Annotated in this window: 13 protein-coding genes; 9 read left to right on the forward strand and 4 right to left on the reverse strand. The window is 36.2% G+C overall.

The window, feature by feature from the left end:
• Both ACOVQ4_RS11945 and ACOVQ4_RS11950 read left to right on the forward strand, forming a co-directional pair.
• The coding region (locus ACOVQ4_RS11945) for a TonB-dependent receptor plug domain-containing protein (RefSeq protein WP_421820871.1) at positions 1-1,928 on the forward strand (1,928 nt) is incomplete at its 5' end.
• 3 nt (positions 1,929-1,931) lie between these two features.
• Entirely contained in the window at positions 1,932-2,795 is an 864-nt protein-coding gene (locus ACOVQ4_RS11950; RefSeq protein ID WP_421820872.1) for a DUF4249 domain-containing protein, read from the forward strand.
• A gap of 155 nt (positions 2,796-2,950) precedes the next feature.
• Here ACOVQ4_RS11950 and ACOVQ4_RS11955 read toward each other — a convergent pair whose 3' ends face one another.
• Positions 2,951-3,529 (reverse strand): Crp/Fnr family transcriptional regulator, encoded by a 579-nt coding sequence (locus ACOVQ4_RS11955; RefSeq protein ID WP_421820873.1) that lies wholly within the window; start codon positions 3,527-3,529, stop codon positions 2,951-2,953.
• A gap of 96 nt (positions 3,530-3,625) precedes the next feature.
• Positions 3,626-6,808, reverse strand: coding sequence for an efflux RND transporter permease subunit (locus ACOVQ4_RS11960; RefSeq protein ID WP_421820874.1), 3,183 nt, complete (start codon positions 6,806-6,808; stop codon positions 3,626-3,628).
• A 301-nt stretch (positions 6,809-7,109) separates the two neighbouring features.
• Here ACOVQ4_RS11960 and ACOVQ4_RS11965 point away from each other — a divergent pair, with 301 nt between their 5' ends.
• The 7 genes from ACOVQ4_RS11965 to ACOVQ4_RS11995 all read left to right on the forward strand — a co-directional run bounded on the left by ACOVQ4_RS11965 (position 7,110) and on the right by ACOVQ4_RS11995 (position 14,583).
• Positions 7,110-7,313 (forward strand): hypothetical protein, encoded by a 204-nt coding sequence (locus tag ACOVQ4_RS11965; RefSeq protein WP_421820875.1) that lies wholly within the window; start codon positions 7,110-7,112, stop codon positions 7,311-7,313.
• A 157-nt stretch (positions 7,314-7,470) separates the two neighbouring features.
• Entirely contained in the window at positions 7,471-7,665 is a 195-nt protein-coding gene (locus tag ACOVQ4_RS11970; RefSeq protein WP_421820876.1) for a hypothetical protein, read from the forward strand.
• A 188-nt stretch (positions 7,666-7,853) separates the two neighbouring features.
• Entirely contained in the window at positions 7,854-9,068 is a 1,215-nt protein-coding gene (locus ACOVQ4_RS11975; protein WP_421820877.1) for a hypothetical protein, read from the forward strand.
• The gene (locus ACOVQ4_RS11980; protein ID WP_421820878.1) at positions 9,068-9,478 is read left to right on the forward strand and encodes a hypothetical protein; all 411 of its coding nucleotides are present in this window, start codon (positions 9,068-9,070) and stop codon (positions 9,476-9,478) included. Before ACOVQ4_RS11975 ends, ACOVQ4_RS11980 begins: the two co-directional genes overlap by 1 nt.
• A 226-nt stretch (positions 9,479-9,704) precedes the next feature.
• The gene (locus ACOVQ4_RS11985; protein ID WP_421820879.1) at positions 9,705-10,823 is read left to right on the forward strand and encodes an efflux RND transporter periplasmic adaptor subunit; all 1,119 of its coding nucleotides are present in this window, start codon (positions 9,705-9,707) and stop codon (positions 10,821-10,823) included.
• Between the two features lie 103 nt (positions 10,824-10,926).
• A complete protein-coding gene (locus tag ACOVQ4_RS11990) occupies positions 10,927-11,292 on the forward strand; it encodes a four helix bundle protein (protein WP_421820880.1) in 366 nt (121 codons plus the stop codon).
• 234 nt (positions 11,293-11,526) lie between these two features.
• Positions 11,527-14,583 (forward strand): efflux RND transporter permease subunit, encoded by a 3,057-nt coding sequence (locus ACOVQ4_RS11995; RefSeq protein WP_421820881.1) that lies wholly within the window; start codon positions 11,527-11,529, stop codon positions 14,581-14,583.
• Positions 14,584-14,683: 100 nt separating this feature from the next.
• On the opposite strand, the gene ACOVQ4_RS12000 is transcribed toward ACOVQ4_RS11995, so the two are convergent.
• Positions 14,684-15,805 (reverse strand): alkene reductase, encoded by a 1,122-nt coding sequence (locus ACOVQ4_RS12000; RefSeq protein WP_421820882.1) that lies wholly within the window; start codon positions 15,803-15,805, stop codon positions 14,684-14,686.
• Positions 15,806-15,914: 109 nt separating this feature from the next.
• Positions 15,915-16,658 (reverse strand): type 1 glutamine amidotransferase domain-containing protein, encoded by a 744-nt coding sequence (locus ACOVQ4_RS12005; protein WP_421820883.1) that lies wholly within the window; start codon positions 16,656-16,658, stop codon positions 15,915-15,917.
• Positions 16,659-16,758 lie beyond the last annotated feature (100 nt).

Raw genomic sequence — 16,758 nt, forward strand, 5'->3', positions numbered from 1 at the left:
AACAGTTACCTTCTTTTTTGGGAGAAAAAGACGTCCTAAAAACCTTTCAATTATTACCTGGGGTTCAAAAAGGCAATGAAGGCTCACAAGGGTTGTCGGTACGAGGTGGGGGCTCAGATCAAAATTTATTACTACTCGACGACGCCGTTGTATATAATGCTTATCACTTATTTGGGTTCTTTTCAGTATTCAACAACGATGCTATCAAACAAGCAGACCTTTACAAAGGAGGGTTTTCTGCCAAATATGGCGGACGCACTTCCTCTGTATTAGATATGCAAATGAAAGAAGGAAGTCACGAGAAATTCCATGGAGAAGGCAGTATTGGGCTACTCAGCAGTAAAATTACCTTGGAAGGACCCATCAAATTCAAATACCCTACTTCCTATATCGTTTCGGCACGCAGAACGTATGTCGATTTGATATTACCCAGAAGCCTTGATATAAAAAATACCAGTTTTTATGATTTAAACGCCAAGATTAATACCGAATTCAATGCGCATAATCGCTTGTATTTGAGTGGTTATTTTGGAAGAGATGTCTCAAAAGATGTTACCAAGTATTACACTTCTGGTTTTGGCTGGGGCAATGCCACCGCAACACTTCGATGGAATCACCTTTTTTCGGATAAAGTCTTTGCTAATACTTCCCTAATTTTTAGTCACTTTCGATTTAAGATTTTTCAAGAAGAGGATTTTGGACAAAGGTTTTATGAAGAATATTACTCTCAAATACAAGATGTTGGGTTAAAATCTGATTTTGACATTTATCTCAATCCTGCTCATACACTCAAAGCAGGGATATTGGCAACGCATCACCAATTTACCCCAAGCGCTTATATTTACAATCAATATTCACAAAATATCAGCACCGATAGAATTAGGCAAACCAATGGTATAGAAAGCGCTATTTATCTTGAAGACACTTGGCGTATTTCAGAAAAAATGCAGGTACGTGCTGGCTTGAGAGCGTCTAACTATTTTGTGGATAACAAAGCCTATCACAATCTCGAACCTCGCTTGAATGCTTCTTTTCAAGCTACTGAGAGTTTGAATATTACGGCTTCTTATGCAAGAATGAACCAGTATTTGCACTTATTATCCAATTCTTCGTTAGACTTGCCTACAGATTTATGGGTTTCGTCAAGTGCCAAAATTCCTCCGCAACGCTCAGACCAAGTCACTTTGGGTTTTACGAAAAACTTCAAAAGTTCTCCTTTTTCTCTTTCTATAGAAGCCTATCATAAATCTTTAGAAAACGTGATTGGATACAAAGATGGAGCCAGTTTTTTATTACTAGACATCAAAGCTAATAAACGATTGGAAGGCTCTAACTGGGAAGACAATATTGCTATAGGCACAGGAAAGGCCTACGGAATGGAAGTTTTGCTCAACAAAAATACGGGTCGCCTAACGGGATGGATGAGTTATACTTTGTCGCAGGTCAAACATCGTTTTGCAGACTTGAACAATGGGAAAGAGTTTTTCCCTCGCTACGACCGTCGCCATGCTTTATCATTGGTTGGTATTTATCAGCTCAAACCTCATATTACCTTGTCTGGTTCTTGGATTTATGCAACGGGAAATGCGTTGACCGTTCCTATTGGGCAATATATACCCGAAACTCATCAGTTCCCTGTCCAGTCAGACTACCCAACTTCAGATGGTTCGCTCGTGGTGGCACGTGTTTATGATGAAAGAGGAAACTTCAAAGCGGCAGACTATCATCGTTTGGATGTGAATGTTCGATTTTCAAAACAAAAGAAAAAGTTTCTGCGTGTCTGGGAGTTGGGCGTATTCAATGCTTACAACCGTGTAAATCCTTTTTACTACGAAAGTCAAGATGCTCCTAATTCAACACAGCGTAAACTTTACCGCAAAGGTTTATTCCCTATTATTCCATCTATTAGTTATCAAATCAAATTCTGACCTATGAAAAAGTGTATCTATCTTTTTATCCTACTGCTCACGATGTGCAGTTGTGAAAACTTTGGTGTTTTTGAGGAAGATTCTATCGTAAAATCAACCACCCAGCCGTATGTATTATGCTTTTTATCGCCTCAAGATACCGTCATTCAAGTGACAGTCAAAATGACGACACCCACTGTCGGCGAGGGTTCAGGTACTTTAAATCAATACATTAGCAATGCTAGAGTAGTTTTAAGAAATGAACAAAATCAAGAGGTAATTCTTCAGTGGAATGAACAGTTGAAAAAATATCTTTCGTCAAAAAGCTTTTTCAAAATTGAAGCTCAAAAACAATATCGCTTATTGGTCACTACGCCCAAAGGAGATAGTGTTTCTGCCAGTTGTATTATTCCTAGCACGATTGACTCCAATACAGTTTCGGTAACCAGAGCTCCTTTTAATCCTGAAAATCCAATGGCTTCTTTGCCATACTATTTACGGTGGAAAGATATTGGAAACGAGAAAAACTACTATGCTGCTTTTGGACTCAACTATGAAACCGACACACTTGAGCACAAAACCTATCTCACAGGTGTAGGAGGGCAACAAACTATTTCTGACGACAATATTCAAAATGGCATAATCGAATATCCGATTGTAGGTGGTATCTATCCTTACAAAAGATTGGAGAAAAGCCATATAGGAAATTTTATGTTTTATATCTGTCAGACCGACGAGCATTATTATCGTTACCACAAAGAATTTTCACAAATCAATGACCTCCCTAGTAGTGAGCCCATGAAGCTCTATTCAAACATGACTGGTGGATATGGCGTTTTTGCTGGCTACAACGGCGTAATGCTGAGAGCAGACAAATGGTACGAATAGGAATGATGAGTTGTCCTTGTCTAGTTCGAGACTTAGTCTCGGACTAGCTTTTGTTGCAGTTTGTAAACTGTACAAAAAATAAGTCCAAGACAAAGTCTTGAACTAGTAATTAACTAAAAATACATTCACAATTCACCACTCACAACTCATCATTCCTACTTATCATGCTTGCCAAGACGGCTCAAGGTTTCGCGAGAAACGCCCAGATAGGCAGCAATCAAGGTTTTTGAAACCCTTTGAAAGAGTTGTGGATATTGGGTCAAAAGCAAATCGTACTTTTCTTGAGCGGAATTTTGCAATAAAGACAAAATACGTTTTTGGAGTGCTACATAACCAGCATTAGATTTTTTTCTAAAAAAATACTCCATCGCATGCCACTTGCGACAAATTTCCTCACGTGCTTCGTAGGTAAGTTCCAAGACTTCACAGGGCTCTAGGGCTTCTACGCACATGGTGGCACGTGCCTGCGAAGCATGTGCAGGGAAATCTGAAACCCACCAACTTTCTAAGGCAAATTGTACGATATGCTCACGCCCATGCTCGTCGTGACAAAAGGTTTTGAGACACCCTTTTACCACAAAATATTCTTGTAAAACGACTTCACCACCACGAATGAGCAGTTCTTTTCTTTTTACCTGTTTGGGTTGAAAGAAAGTAAAAACCTCCTCGAATGTATCTTCGTCAATCTCAACAATTTCAGCAATATGGTTTCGTAAAAAAGTCTTTGCATCCATAAAACAAAAATACATTGGTATCGACGAATACCAATGTATTTTTGTTTTATGGATGCAAAAGATGTGTTATGGCGCGAGGGAATTCAGCCCTCATATTTACTTCGCTATTTTGTCTAATCTTAAAAAAAGTGGTAAGTATAAAATAATCCCGATTAGCGATAACATCAAACCACCTATTGTTCCTGCTCCGAGTGCAAACCAAAATACCTCATTCTGCCCATAAATCAAAAATGGAATTAATCCTGCCCCTGTCGAAAATACTGTTAGTGTGATAGGAATAATTTTATGATTATAGGCTTTAATATAGAGCTTGAAAGGTTTTGTAGAGGGGTATTTTTTTCGTAAATTATTGTATTCTGCAATAATGAAAATGGCAGCACAAACGACATTGCCACTCAATAATACAAATGAAGCATATCCTCCTTGATCAAAATTAAAATCAAACCAATAGAATGTTAGAAAAACCCCTATAAATGAGATTGGTATGAGCATAATCAAAGCCAAGGGTTGCCATAACGACTCAAAAATAATAGCACAAATGATATAAATCAGCACTATCACCAAGCCAATTAGCCAATATTGTTGTTGGGCTTCTTTACCGAACCAATCATAAGTTGTTTTCTTAACGGTATAACCCAGAGGTAATTCTGTCTTGATTTCTGCCAAGGTTTTATCTAAAAATCTCTCCCCAAAAATTTGACTCCCAAAATATTCAAAACTTACCATTCTGAGATACTCCTGATTTTCTTTATGAATTTGTGGACTGATTTTCTGCTTTTCAGACTTCGCAAAATCAGAAAGTTTTATGACGTTATTATCTACCCGCACAGGCTGATGCATTAATGACCAAACATCAAAATTTTTATGGTCATCTGGCACAACCTTAATTTGCTCATATTCACCATTCATCAGTTGGTAAATATCTGGTTGTGAGCGTACATTTTGACGTTGCAAGTACTCATACACCTCACTGTTGGTTCGTCCATAAAGCGCTAAGTGCTTCGGTTCTGTTTGTAATACAAATTCATATAGACTTTTATCATTCCAAAAATTGAGACTCTTATTAATGTTTACTTCTTGGACTCTTGGGTGGGTTTCTAATCGTTCTTTCAAGATATTGGATTGCCTTTCTAATTCATGATAGTTGTAGCCCTTCATCAGTATATTAAAGGTTGGAGTGCTATTGGCATCTAAATTCTGACTAAACCCTTGCCCAACTCCATAAATATCCCAATTAATACCACTCATTTCAGTAGAAAGGGCAATCATTCGATTTTTCAGAATATAAGGAAACGAACCATTTTCATATTCAGGCTTAAAATAAATGGTCATACTTCCATTTTGCCCATTATAAATCCGAGTAATAAAGCGATCAATTTCTTCGAACTGGCTCAAATAACTTTCCACTCGTAAATACAGCTCATTCATTTGTTCAATTGTTGACTGATTGGGTAATCCTGCATTGACATATAGAGAGGTACGTTCATTTTTTGAATAGTATGATTTTTCATACACATAGTTGACAAACAACCTCAAACTCCCTCCCAATAGTTTATCTAAAACTGGTTGGATGTTCTCTTGATAATAGGTATTTCCAATGCTTAAATTATAATACTTTGCTAATGGATTTGTTGCTTCCAAACGATTAGGCAACATAAAAATGGGTAGACCAAAAGCAAGCAATAACAAAACGAAAAAAGTCTTTCGATAACGTAAATGGAAGAGTACTACCTTGGTGTAAATCCTACTCAGCTTAGCTGTTCTCCTAATCTTACCTTTACTTTTAACATCCTCACTTTCAGGCAATATACCTATCCTTTCGATTAAAGAAGGTACAAAAAATAAAGCCACAAGTAATGATATTCCCAAAACAATTATCATCACTATTGCAAAGTCCAACAAGTCTAATTTTGTCTCTTCTGGTAAAAACCAGATAACCGTTAGCCCTGCCATAGTCGTGAGGGTAGCTCCCAGCAATGCCATAAAAACACTGAGATTTTTGTATCTGCGATAGTGGTCAATCATCACGATTGTATTATCAATCAAAATACCCAAGGATGTTGTAATGGCAGCCAATGAATACAAATGAATCTCAATTTTGAGGAAATAGAATGCTATAAAAGAGAGCGCTAAATTGACAATCAGGCTCAACAAAATCACCATAGTGTATCGCCAACTACGAGTACTGAGCCACACAAAAATCAGTAAAATCAGTACTGCTAGACCCGATTGTACCCAAATTTTATTCAGATTTTCACGAATATATTCTGTGGCATCATATTCAATATTAGTCTGATAAGTGGGCGGAAGAGTTTTTGAAATTTCTGCTAATGTGAGTTGAATAGCTTTGGATAAGCTCAACTGATTGGCTCCAATATCTGCCTGTATGACCAAGGTAATGGCATTTTTACCATTAATCCGATAAAATTCTTCAATGGGTTGTTCGTTGCGACTGACCTTCAAAATATCTGAAAGATGGATGATTCTCCCCAAACTTTTCGTATCTCTATCCCTTAGCGGTAAAGCTATTTTCTCTAAATCTTTTCCGATTTCTTCGACAGATTTTTGACTTAGGATATCCTGTGACTGGGGACTCAATATCACATTCATTTGTTGCCCTTGTTCATTACGGACTAAGCCCAAACTACTTTGCTGATATTGATTTTTAATGGCTTTAATGATTTCATTTTCAGAGATGTGTAGATTTTCTGATTGACTTTTATTGTACGTCAAAATCCACTCTTGACGATTGCCTCCATAGATATTTACGGCATTAACTCCTTCAATTTGAGCTAGTTTAGGCTTTAATTGTTCTTCAGCATAAACTTTTAGTTCGCTCAAACTTGCCTGACCATTCAACTGTAAAGACATGAGCGGTTTCTGTTGTATTTCCTGATCAGGAGAGTTGAGGCTAATAATTGGATAACTTACCTCCTTGGGTAGTTGTGGGAATAATTGTCTTACGAGCGTTGCCACCTCAAAACGCAATTGGTCTATATTCGCAGATTTATCAACCTCTATCGTTATATTACCTTTACCATAACCCGATACTGAACTCAATTTTGAAATCCCTTGCAGGGTACTAAATGCGCCTTCCAACTTAGCAGAAACCTGACTTTCAAGCACTTCTGGCGAAACATTGCCCCAATAATACGATATGGTAAGACTACCCGAATTGCTGGAGGGATTGAGTTGAATAGAGAGCTTTGGAATAAACGCAATACCTATAATACTGAGAATAATAAATGTAACTAAGAGGCTGTAAGAAGATTTTTTCATGGTTTAGCAATATATTTTAACAGGCATAAGTAAAAGGAAGTTATTAGTTAACAGTATATCAGTTATTGGAATAGACGCATAATCAGAAGGAGATAATCAATGTGTACCATATTTATAATATTAATCCATTCCTGATACATATATGTATTTTAAATTCACTTTCCCTTGCCCTACCCATATTTCTCAAGACAAATCCGAACCAATGATATAGCATTTTATAGATGTAGGTCTGAGAGCTGTTATTTATATTTTGAATATAATTTTCTTAATTTGCAATATACTATAACCTTAACATATTATTATGTCAAATCTTCCACATCTATCCAAACCAATGACTCGTCAGCAACTAGCTGAAAAGCTTGGCATCTGCTCCAAAACACTTTCACGATATATCAAAAAAGAAGGAATTAAAGTTGAGCCCCGAACATTGCTAAAACCAAAATTAGTAGAATTAATCATCAAGAAATATCTTGATGAAGAAGACTTGTTCAATAAAGTCCAATAAAGTCTAATAAAGTCTAATCCACAAACTTGTTTTTTTGAGTTTTATGATAAAAATTTGAGATATGAAAAACGTCTTTCAAAAATGCCTAATCTAATACGCTGGACGCAGATGATATTGGAGGGTAGCGAAATGGTTCTATTTTTTAAATTTAACGATAATGAAAAAAATCATCAGAGTTTCAGTATTACTTTCAATTTTTAGTATGGGGAGTCTAAGTATTGTAGATGCTAGTTGCCCAGCGAATAAAACAATGAAACGAAAAGGAGTGATTTCCCAATCTTTCTATACTATTTCTCAATGTCCACTTGAAAGTGGAAATGATTATTGTTGTGTTGCAGAGGCTCAATGTTAATGAAGTTTTAGTGTTCTGTATTTAATCGACACATGTTAACTAGAAAACCTCAGAAATAAAGTACTGGTCATAAACAAATATTACTCAAAGGTTTAGTTTTATTTAATAAACAAAGTAGGTTGTTTCAAAAGCAACTTACTTTGTTTATCAACTAAAATAGTTTTGCCCGTAAACAAATTTAAAACAAAATGCGACTAAAAAATTGGCATTCTCGTGCTCGTGGTATTGTAATGGCTCAAGCCTTCTTGTTATTAGTTACATTGGTAAGTTGTCATTCTGAAAACGCTAATACATCAAATAGTGAGGGGAGTTATAAATCTACATTAGTGGATTCTATTATTGTCAGTAAAGATTCTGGTTCTATCGGAGAACTTGCGATTACTGATTATGATTCTACCAAACATACCTATTTGGCGTATGACTGGCGCAAAAAAGAAATTCTTGAGTTTTCGGAAAAAGGCAAAGTAATTCATAATTTCTCAATCACAGGTGAGGGACCCAATGATTGTGGTTTGGATATTGCCGCAATTTGTTACTTAAAGAAAGATAGTTTGGCTGTTATAGGAACAAAAGGCTTGTTCATATACAACCTTGCTGGCAAACAACTATTCAAAGTGGGGCGCCCAGGTTTGTATCCCAATGGATTATCCTATAAACTCTCGGTGATGGGTGAATATGGTAAGAGAAATTTTCTATCAAATACGATAGATTTGATGACAATGAATGGAGGAGAAGTAGAAAAGCAATCCACTTACACAACGGCTAAAAACCTGCTATTGATTAACCCTCAAGATAAGAAATTTATCCGCACTGCTCCTTTTGAAAGAGGCAGTATCTACTTGAATAAGGAAGTATATTTCCCAAGTGGTTTATCTTCCTATTGTGTAGATCCAGCTAAAAAAGAGGTTTATGTTATCTATTTATTTGATCCAAATATATATCACTATAAATGGGAATTAGATACTTTAAAATTTTTGAATAAAATAGCTTTTCAGCCAATAGGGTATTCGCAACCCAAGGGGGTTCCTTATGAGAAAAGAATAAATAGTCTCGATAATATTAAAAATCAAATTACTAATACACAGATTCAAGACGTATTTTGCACCAATCATAATCTGTTCGTAGAATCTACAAAGAATTTAGAAGTAGATAAAATCAACGAGATGAAATCCCTTATAGAAATAAACGCATTTATTGGCAGTCACCCTAGTTTTCAATTGAGCTTGCACGTTATTTCTAAGGATGGGTCTGAAAAAGAATATGATTCCATATTTCCTTCGAACGTGGGTTATATTCAATATATTCATGACACAAAAAAGGTTTTAGCCCAGCATTTTAATTTGGAGTCTGAAGAAAAACCTAATCGAACTACTATTTTAATATACGATATAACCCGAAAATAATGCTTAGATTTTTTACTTGTATCTCATTTATTCTCCTCATTTTAAGTTCTTGTGGAAATAAAAGAACGCCTCTCCAAGATGTAGAAAAGCACCTAAATAATCTGATTGATGAAGATTCATCAAAAACGGTCATTATCATCAGTGATATAGATTGCGTTACCTGTCTAGAATATATTACGCCTAAATTAGATACACTTTCTAAACCTCTTTTAGGAATATTTCTGGCAAGTCAAAAAAAGTCGAATAAAAATTATAGCGACTGGATTAATGAAACAAGAAACAAAGTAAAATGGCAAACGTCTTCGGATATTCCTTTAGCTAATTCATTAACAATTTTATTGGCAAACAATCCCAAACCAAGTTTTTTTGAATTTAGAAATAAAAAAATTGTTAGATGGGGAACATTATGAGCGTAAAGCAATTATAAAAGATCCTATCCTTCTATGTTGAAGCATTTTATATTTGGCTTTTTACGACACTAAAAGAATTATCAATACTTGTAGATGGGCTGAATGCTCAGATGATAGAGAATATTAGAGCTAGCTTACAGAGTATTAAAAATAAAATATAGATGATGTGGTTATTCTCACCTATCTTGTGTGGCTGAAACTATCATAATCTTTCTGAAAAAACTTAATGCAAAAATCAATTTTAACAGCATTTCTACTACTCATACTAACCGCCTGCCAACCTAGCGACAGCGAAAAAACAAAAGAAGAAGAAGGGAAATCAAAAGCTCTTCAAACTTCCGAAACCGTCGTTACGGTTAAGTTGGCAGAAAGTAAAATCAAATCTTTTCCTCTACAAGTGATGGCTACAGGTAAGGTGACAACCCTTACTCAAGCCAACATTAATTTTAAAACTACAGGGGTTATTGAAAAAATACTGGTACAAAATAGCTCAACCGTAAAGGCTGGGCAAGTATTGGCAGTGTTGGATAATGCCCAACAGCGAATAGCGTTGCAACAAGCTCAGGACAATTTGCAGGATACTAGAGTAGAACTAAATAAATTATTGTTGGAATTTGGTGGTAAAGACCGCGACACAACTTCGGTATCCCATCGCATCTTGGAAAATATCAAAGCTAAAAGTGGTATCACCAAAGCCCTCACTAACGTCTATGATGCCCGTCTAAAACTAGAAAACACCTATCTCAAAGCTCCCTTCGCAGGGATTGTTGCCAATCTGAAAACCAAAGCCTATAACCCCTCCTCTGCTACCGAGCCTTTTTGTACCATATTGAACCGTGAAAGTTTGGTGGTAGAAGTTGCCATTTTAGAGTCAGAGCTAGGTGTCATTACCTTAGGACAAATAGCCAAGATAAAATCATTGGCATATTCAGAGAGAAATTATGTAGGCAAAGTCTCCGAAATAAATCCTGTAGTCAATGCACAAGGATTGGTATTGATAAAAGTTCGCGTCCAAAACCCAGACCAATATCTCTTGGAAGGTATGAACGCCCAAGTAATCATTGAGAAAAATCTCCAAAATCAAATTGTGATTCCCAAAGAAGCTATAGTAGAAAGGTCAGGCAAAAAAGTGGTTTTTGTCTATGAAAGTGGTCTTGCCAAATGGAATTATGTTACGGTTGCCCACGAAAACAGCCAAGAAGTAGCTATCTCGGAGGGTTTGAGAACAGGGCAAAAAGTAATAATAGAAGGAAATCTCAACCTAGGGCATGATGCTAAGGTTTTGATTAATGAAGGGGATGGAAGGAATGAAGAAATGAAGAGAATGAAGAGAATGAAGGAATGAAAAGAAGGAAGGAATGAAGGGGATGAAGGAAGAAATGAAAAGAAGGAAGGAATGAAGGGGATGAAGGAAATTTGGGGGTTAGAAATTAAAACAAAATAGTTCTATGAAGGAGAATATAATTGCTGAAAAGACCTTCAGGTTTGCTGTGAGGATTGTAAAATTGGGGCAGTATTTGATGAATGAAAAAAAGGAGTTTATTCTCTCTAAACAAATCATACGAAGTGGCACCAGTATAGGAGCAAATATCGAAGAAGCGGACGGCGGACAGTCAAAAGCTGACTTTATTGCCAAATGTCAAATAAGTTATAAAGAAGCAAAAGAAACCAAATACTGGCTTCGCCTTTTGGAAGCTACAGGTTACATTGAAACCAATTTAGCCAATTCTCTATTGAACGACGCTCAAGAAATTATCAGAATTATTCAATCTATTTTAAAAACAGCAAAGGAAAACGTTAATAGAAATAAATGAAGAAAATAAAAAGAAATGAAGAGAATGAAGAAAATGAAGGAATGAAGAAAATGAAGGAATGGAAAGAATGAAGAAATGAAAAATCTCTAGAATAGAAAATAATTGTTTCGTCTACTTAATTCCTTTCATTTCTTAATTATTCATTTCCTTCATTCTTTTCATTATTCATTTATTCATTCTTTTCACTATTCATTTCCTTCATTCTTTTCACTATTCATTTCCTTCATTTAAAAAATGGTACATTTTTTACTACATCGCCCCATAGCCGTACTGATTACTACCTTTGCAATGATGGTTTTGGGCTTGGTAACATTTAATCAAATTCCAGTTTCGTTGCTTCCTGATATTGCTATTCCTGAAATTACGGTACAGGTAAGCTATCCCAATGCCTCTGCTCGTGAACTGCAAAAAACGATTGTAAAACCCCTCAGAAATCAATTACAACAAGTAAATCACCTATCAGACCTCGAAGCTGAAACTCAAGATGGTTTGGCAATCATCAAACTTCGTTTTGACTTTGGAACCAATATCAATCTTGCCTATATCGAAACCAATGAAAAAATTGATGGAATCATGGGTCAATTACCCCGTGAAATAGAACGCCCAAAGGTAATCAAAGCGGGTGCAGGAGATATCCCAGTTTTTAATTTGAACGTTACACAAAAAGGGCAAAATGGGGGTTTTGATTTACAACTTTCTGAATTTTGTGAGAATGTGCTTCGTAGAAGAATTGAACAAATGAAAGAAGTGGCTTTGGTGGATATGACGGGACTTTCAAAACCTGAAGTAATCATTATTCCAGACCGTTCAAAACTCCAAAGCCTTGGTATTACAGAGCAAATTCTAGCACAGACGTTACAAAAAAACAACATTGAATTAGGAAATTTATTAGTAAAGGATGGGCAATATCAATACAATATCCGCTTTGCTTCTACCCTAAAAACACAGGCAGATATTGAAAATATTTACCTAAAAATTGGCGATATTCAGAATGGTAGTGAAAGAGTTTTACAGCTAAAAGACCTTGCAAAAGTTAGTATTCAAGAACAAAAACTAAGGGGGCTTTATACTTTCAATGGAAAACGTGCAGTATGTCTATCAATCATCAAACAATCAGATACACAGTTACTCAAGCTCAGAAAAGAGTTAAATACCCAAATAGAACATTTTAAAGAAGATTATCCACAACTAGAATTTAGTATTAGCCAAGACCAAACAGAGTTATTGGATCTGTCTATCAACAATCTCATTGGTAATATTTTGTTTGGAGGTTTGTGTACATTCGTAATGATATTTTTCTTTATGAATGACCTAAAAACGCCTATCCTCATTGGTATTGTCATTCCTGTTTCATTGGTTGTTACTTTTCTTTGCTTCTATCTTTTTCATATTTCTATTAATATTGTTTCATTAGCGGGTTTGGTATTGGGCATTGGAGAAATCATAGATTCTGCCATCATTGTTATTGAAAATATTGAGCAATACCGAGAAGAAGGTCACCCTCTTGACGAAGCCTGTATCGACGGCACACAGGAGGTTATTATGCCTTTGTTTACCTCTATTCTAACAAATTCAGCCGTATTTTTACCTCTCATTTTTATTAGTGGTATTGCAGGGGCATTATTCTTTGACCAAGCCATTGCTGTGTCTCTATCGCTGGGAATCTCCTTGTTATGCTCTTATACACTGATACCTGTTTTGTATCGATTATTCTACCTAAAAGAAGAGCGTTTGAAGGGGTTTGTCCCAAAGAAAATCACATGGCTTATGCGCCAATCCGAAAGGCTATATGACAACCTTCTTGATTTAGTCTTTAGGCAAAAAGTATTGATGTTCGCTTTTTTTATTTTCCTAATTGTGGTTGCTATTCCTATTTTTATCAATCTAGAAAAACGAGGAATGCCCATTATCAGTAGAACGGAATTAGAAGCTAAAATTGATTGGAACGAAGCTATTACCATAGAAGAAAATAATCGTAGGATTAATCAAGTGATTAGTCATATTATTCCAAATACCAACAAAAGTCTCATAGTTAGCGCCTTTGTTGGGCAGCAACAATTTCTGCTAAATCGAGAATTGCAACAAAATTTCAATGAATCATTACTAAATATTAAGGCAAAATCTAACGAAGAATTTGAGAAGACAAAAGAAGAAATTGAACGTTTTATCAAGGCAAAATATCCTAATGCTATTGCTTCTTTTGGAGCGTCTAAAAACGTATTTGAAGCCTTATTCAATACATCAGAATTTCCTCTACAAGCTCGTGTTGTAAGCAACAACAAAGCGGAAGTCCCTGATAATCAAACCATATCGCAAGTATGGCATCAGTTAAAGCAAAAGGGTTTTGTAACCTCACAACCTTCTCTACAAAGTAGGGTTTACATTCAGGTTTTAACCGAAAAAATATTATACTATGATGTTAGTTATGAACGGGTTGTGGAAGTTTTGAAAACCATTTTTAACGAGAATAATCTGGGTAGCTTAAAAGCTGAACAAAGATATATTCCTATTTTATTGGGTAGTCAATCTCAACCAATTGATGCCTTGATACAAAACGCCACTGTGCTTAGCAATAAAGGGCAAATTTTACCCATCAAGGAACTGATTAGTATTTCAAATCAGAAAGATTACAAATCTTTCTTTTCAGGAAAAAATGGAGAATTTATACCGTTTGATTTTAATTTGACTAATCAAGAAATACCCGAAGCTAAAGAGGCAATTCAAAAAGTCATCTTGAAAGATACTAATTTGAGCGTAAGTTTTACAGGAGGGTACTTTCGTAATTTAGATTTTGTGAAGGAATTGGGCATTATCATCTTGGTAGCAATCGCATTACTTTACTTTATTCTCACAGCTCAATTTGAGTCTTTAGTCCAACCCTTAATCGTCATGCTAACCATTGCTTTTGGACTGACGGGAGCAATGCTTTTATTGTTTTTTGTTGGAAATAGTATCAATATTATGTCTGCAATTGGTATGATTGTTTTGATTGGAATTTTAGATAATGATTCCATCCTAAAAATTGATACGATGAATCGATCAAAAGATACAATGTCTCTAATTGAAGCTATAAAACTATCTGGTAAACGTAGGCTAAAATCTCAATTAATGACCTTCCTGACCACTATTTTAGGGTTATTGCCAGTATTGTTTTCATCAGGACTTGGTGCAGAGCTTCAAAAACCCTTAGCACTTTCGGTGATTGGAGGCATGTGCTTAGGTTTATTTATTTCAATGTCATTTATTCCGCTGATTTATTGGTTTATGTACAGTCGAAAAGTACAAGAATGACCCCTAAATATTTTTAGTTACGATAGGCATTAGGCTAAAAATTTAAAATATTTCTGAATTTTGCCTAATGCCTACATGTTATTCAACATGAGTCATACTTTTACCCATTCACCAACTGTCCTTCCTCATAAGTCTTCCAGTCTATATAGCCTTCCAAGGTCAAGCCATAATGTAGTGCTCGGTTGGGTGGGGTCATTGCCCAATTGTTTTTGAGGCGTTCCACCAAGTCGGGATTAGCGATAAAGTCCTCCCCAAAACCAGCCAAATCAATCAAATTACTCTCAACAAGTTCTTCTGATTTTTGACGATTCATTCCTCCTGCCAAAATCACTACGCCATTGTACCAAGTACGAAAACGCGCCAAGAATCCTTCAGGTAAAGCATAGCTACCTCTCGATTGTTGGTCCATGATGTGGATAAATGCAATACCACGTTTTGCCAGCTCTTCAGCGAGGTATTGATAGGTCGTCTCGATTTCATCATAATGCGGCAATTCATGCAAACCACCATAAGGGGTCAAACGAATCGCCACTTTTGAAGCACCAATTTCGGCAATACAAGCATCTATGGCTTCAAGCAAAAATCTTGAGCGATTTTGAATCGTACCACCATATTCATCGGTACGATTGTTAATCATTGGATTTAAAAATTGCTCAATCAAATAACCATTTGCTCCGTGAAGCTCTACCCCATCAAAACCTGCCTCGATGGCATTTTTGGCTGCATTGGCAAAATCCTTTACTACCTCATTTACCTCTTCAGTCGTCAAAGCACGAGGTTTTGAGCACTTCACAAAAGTTTCTTTGCCATTTTCATCATATCCCCAAGCAAAAGAGTTTTCGGCTTGAATATCCGACGCTCCTACTGGCGCCTGACCATTGGGCTGATTGGATACGTGCGACACACGTCCAACATGCCACAACTGCGTAAAGATTTTAGTATCTTTTTGATGTACGGCTGAAGTTACTTTTTTCCAGCCTTCAACTTGTTCGGCAGTATAAAGCCCAGGAATATGTAACACTCCCATAGCAGTATTCGAAATAGCTGTTCCTTCGGTAATGATAAGTCCAGCGCCTGAACGTTGCTGATAATACAGTGCATTATTATCGTTAGGAATGCCATCGAAATTGCGAGCACGTGTCATGGGTGCCATCACAATTCTATTTTTCAATGCCAATGTTCCAACCGTAGTTGGTTCGAATAGATTGATTGTTGGGTTCATTTTTGTAAGAGGGGTGAGTCACTAGGCACCAGTAGTTAGTTTTTTAAGTATTTACCATAAAACTGATGCCTAATACCTCTTTGCCTATCCCCTGTTTTGAGTGAAAAACTTATTTCTTTCCCAAGACAAGAACCACTTCCTCTGCCATTTTCTTTGCAGATTGAGGGTTTTGACCTGTTACTAATTTGCCATCTACCACCACATATTCAGACCATGCTGGTGCTGATGAATAATGAACACCACGCTTTTTGAGTTCGTCTTCTAATGAAAATGGTACCACTTTCTCTAGTTTCACCGCAATTTCTTCCACATTTGAAAAACCTGCTACGTTTTTTCCTTCCAACAAATAGCGATTATCTCCCAAACGAATATTCAATAAGCCAGAAGGACCGTGACAAACAGCACTAACCACTCCGCCTTTTTCGTAAATTTTACTCGCTATTTTGGCTAATTCCTCATTATTAGGAAAATCCCACATAGTGCCATGTCCTCCTGCATAATGAATAGCTACGTAGTTCGAGGCTTTTACTTGTTTGGGCGTAAGTGTATGGTCTAATTTGTTTTTGTAAACAGCGTTTTCCCAAAACTCTTTGTTTACTTTATCTGTCAAATCAAATCCATCAACAGGAGGCTGCCCGCCTTGTGGACTTACAAAGTCAACTTCATAACCTGCTTTGGTAAACACCTCCCAAGGGTGACTTACTTCACTCAAATAATATCCTGTTTGTTTACCAGTATTACCCAATTCGGCATGACTTGAAAGCACAAATAAGATTTTTCCTTTTGATTTTGTCTGGGCAATACCCCAGAAGGACAACACGCTCAGAGCGATTGTCAATACGATGTTTTTCATAAAATAATTATTAAAAATTTGATTGTGGATTTCGGATGTTGGATTGCGGAAGAGTAATCTACTTTTTAAGTTATGTTTTGTAAAAAATAAAAGTATTTCC

Source organism: Flectobacillus sp. (genome assembly GCF_049240685.1).
Taxonomy (GTDB): domain Bacteria; phylum Bacteroidota; class Bacteroidia; order Cytophagales; family Spirosomataceae; genus Flectobacillus.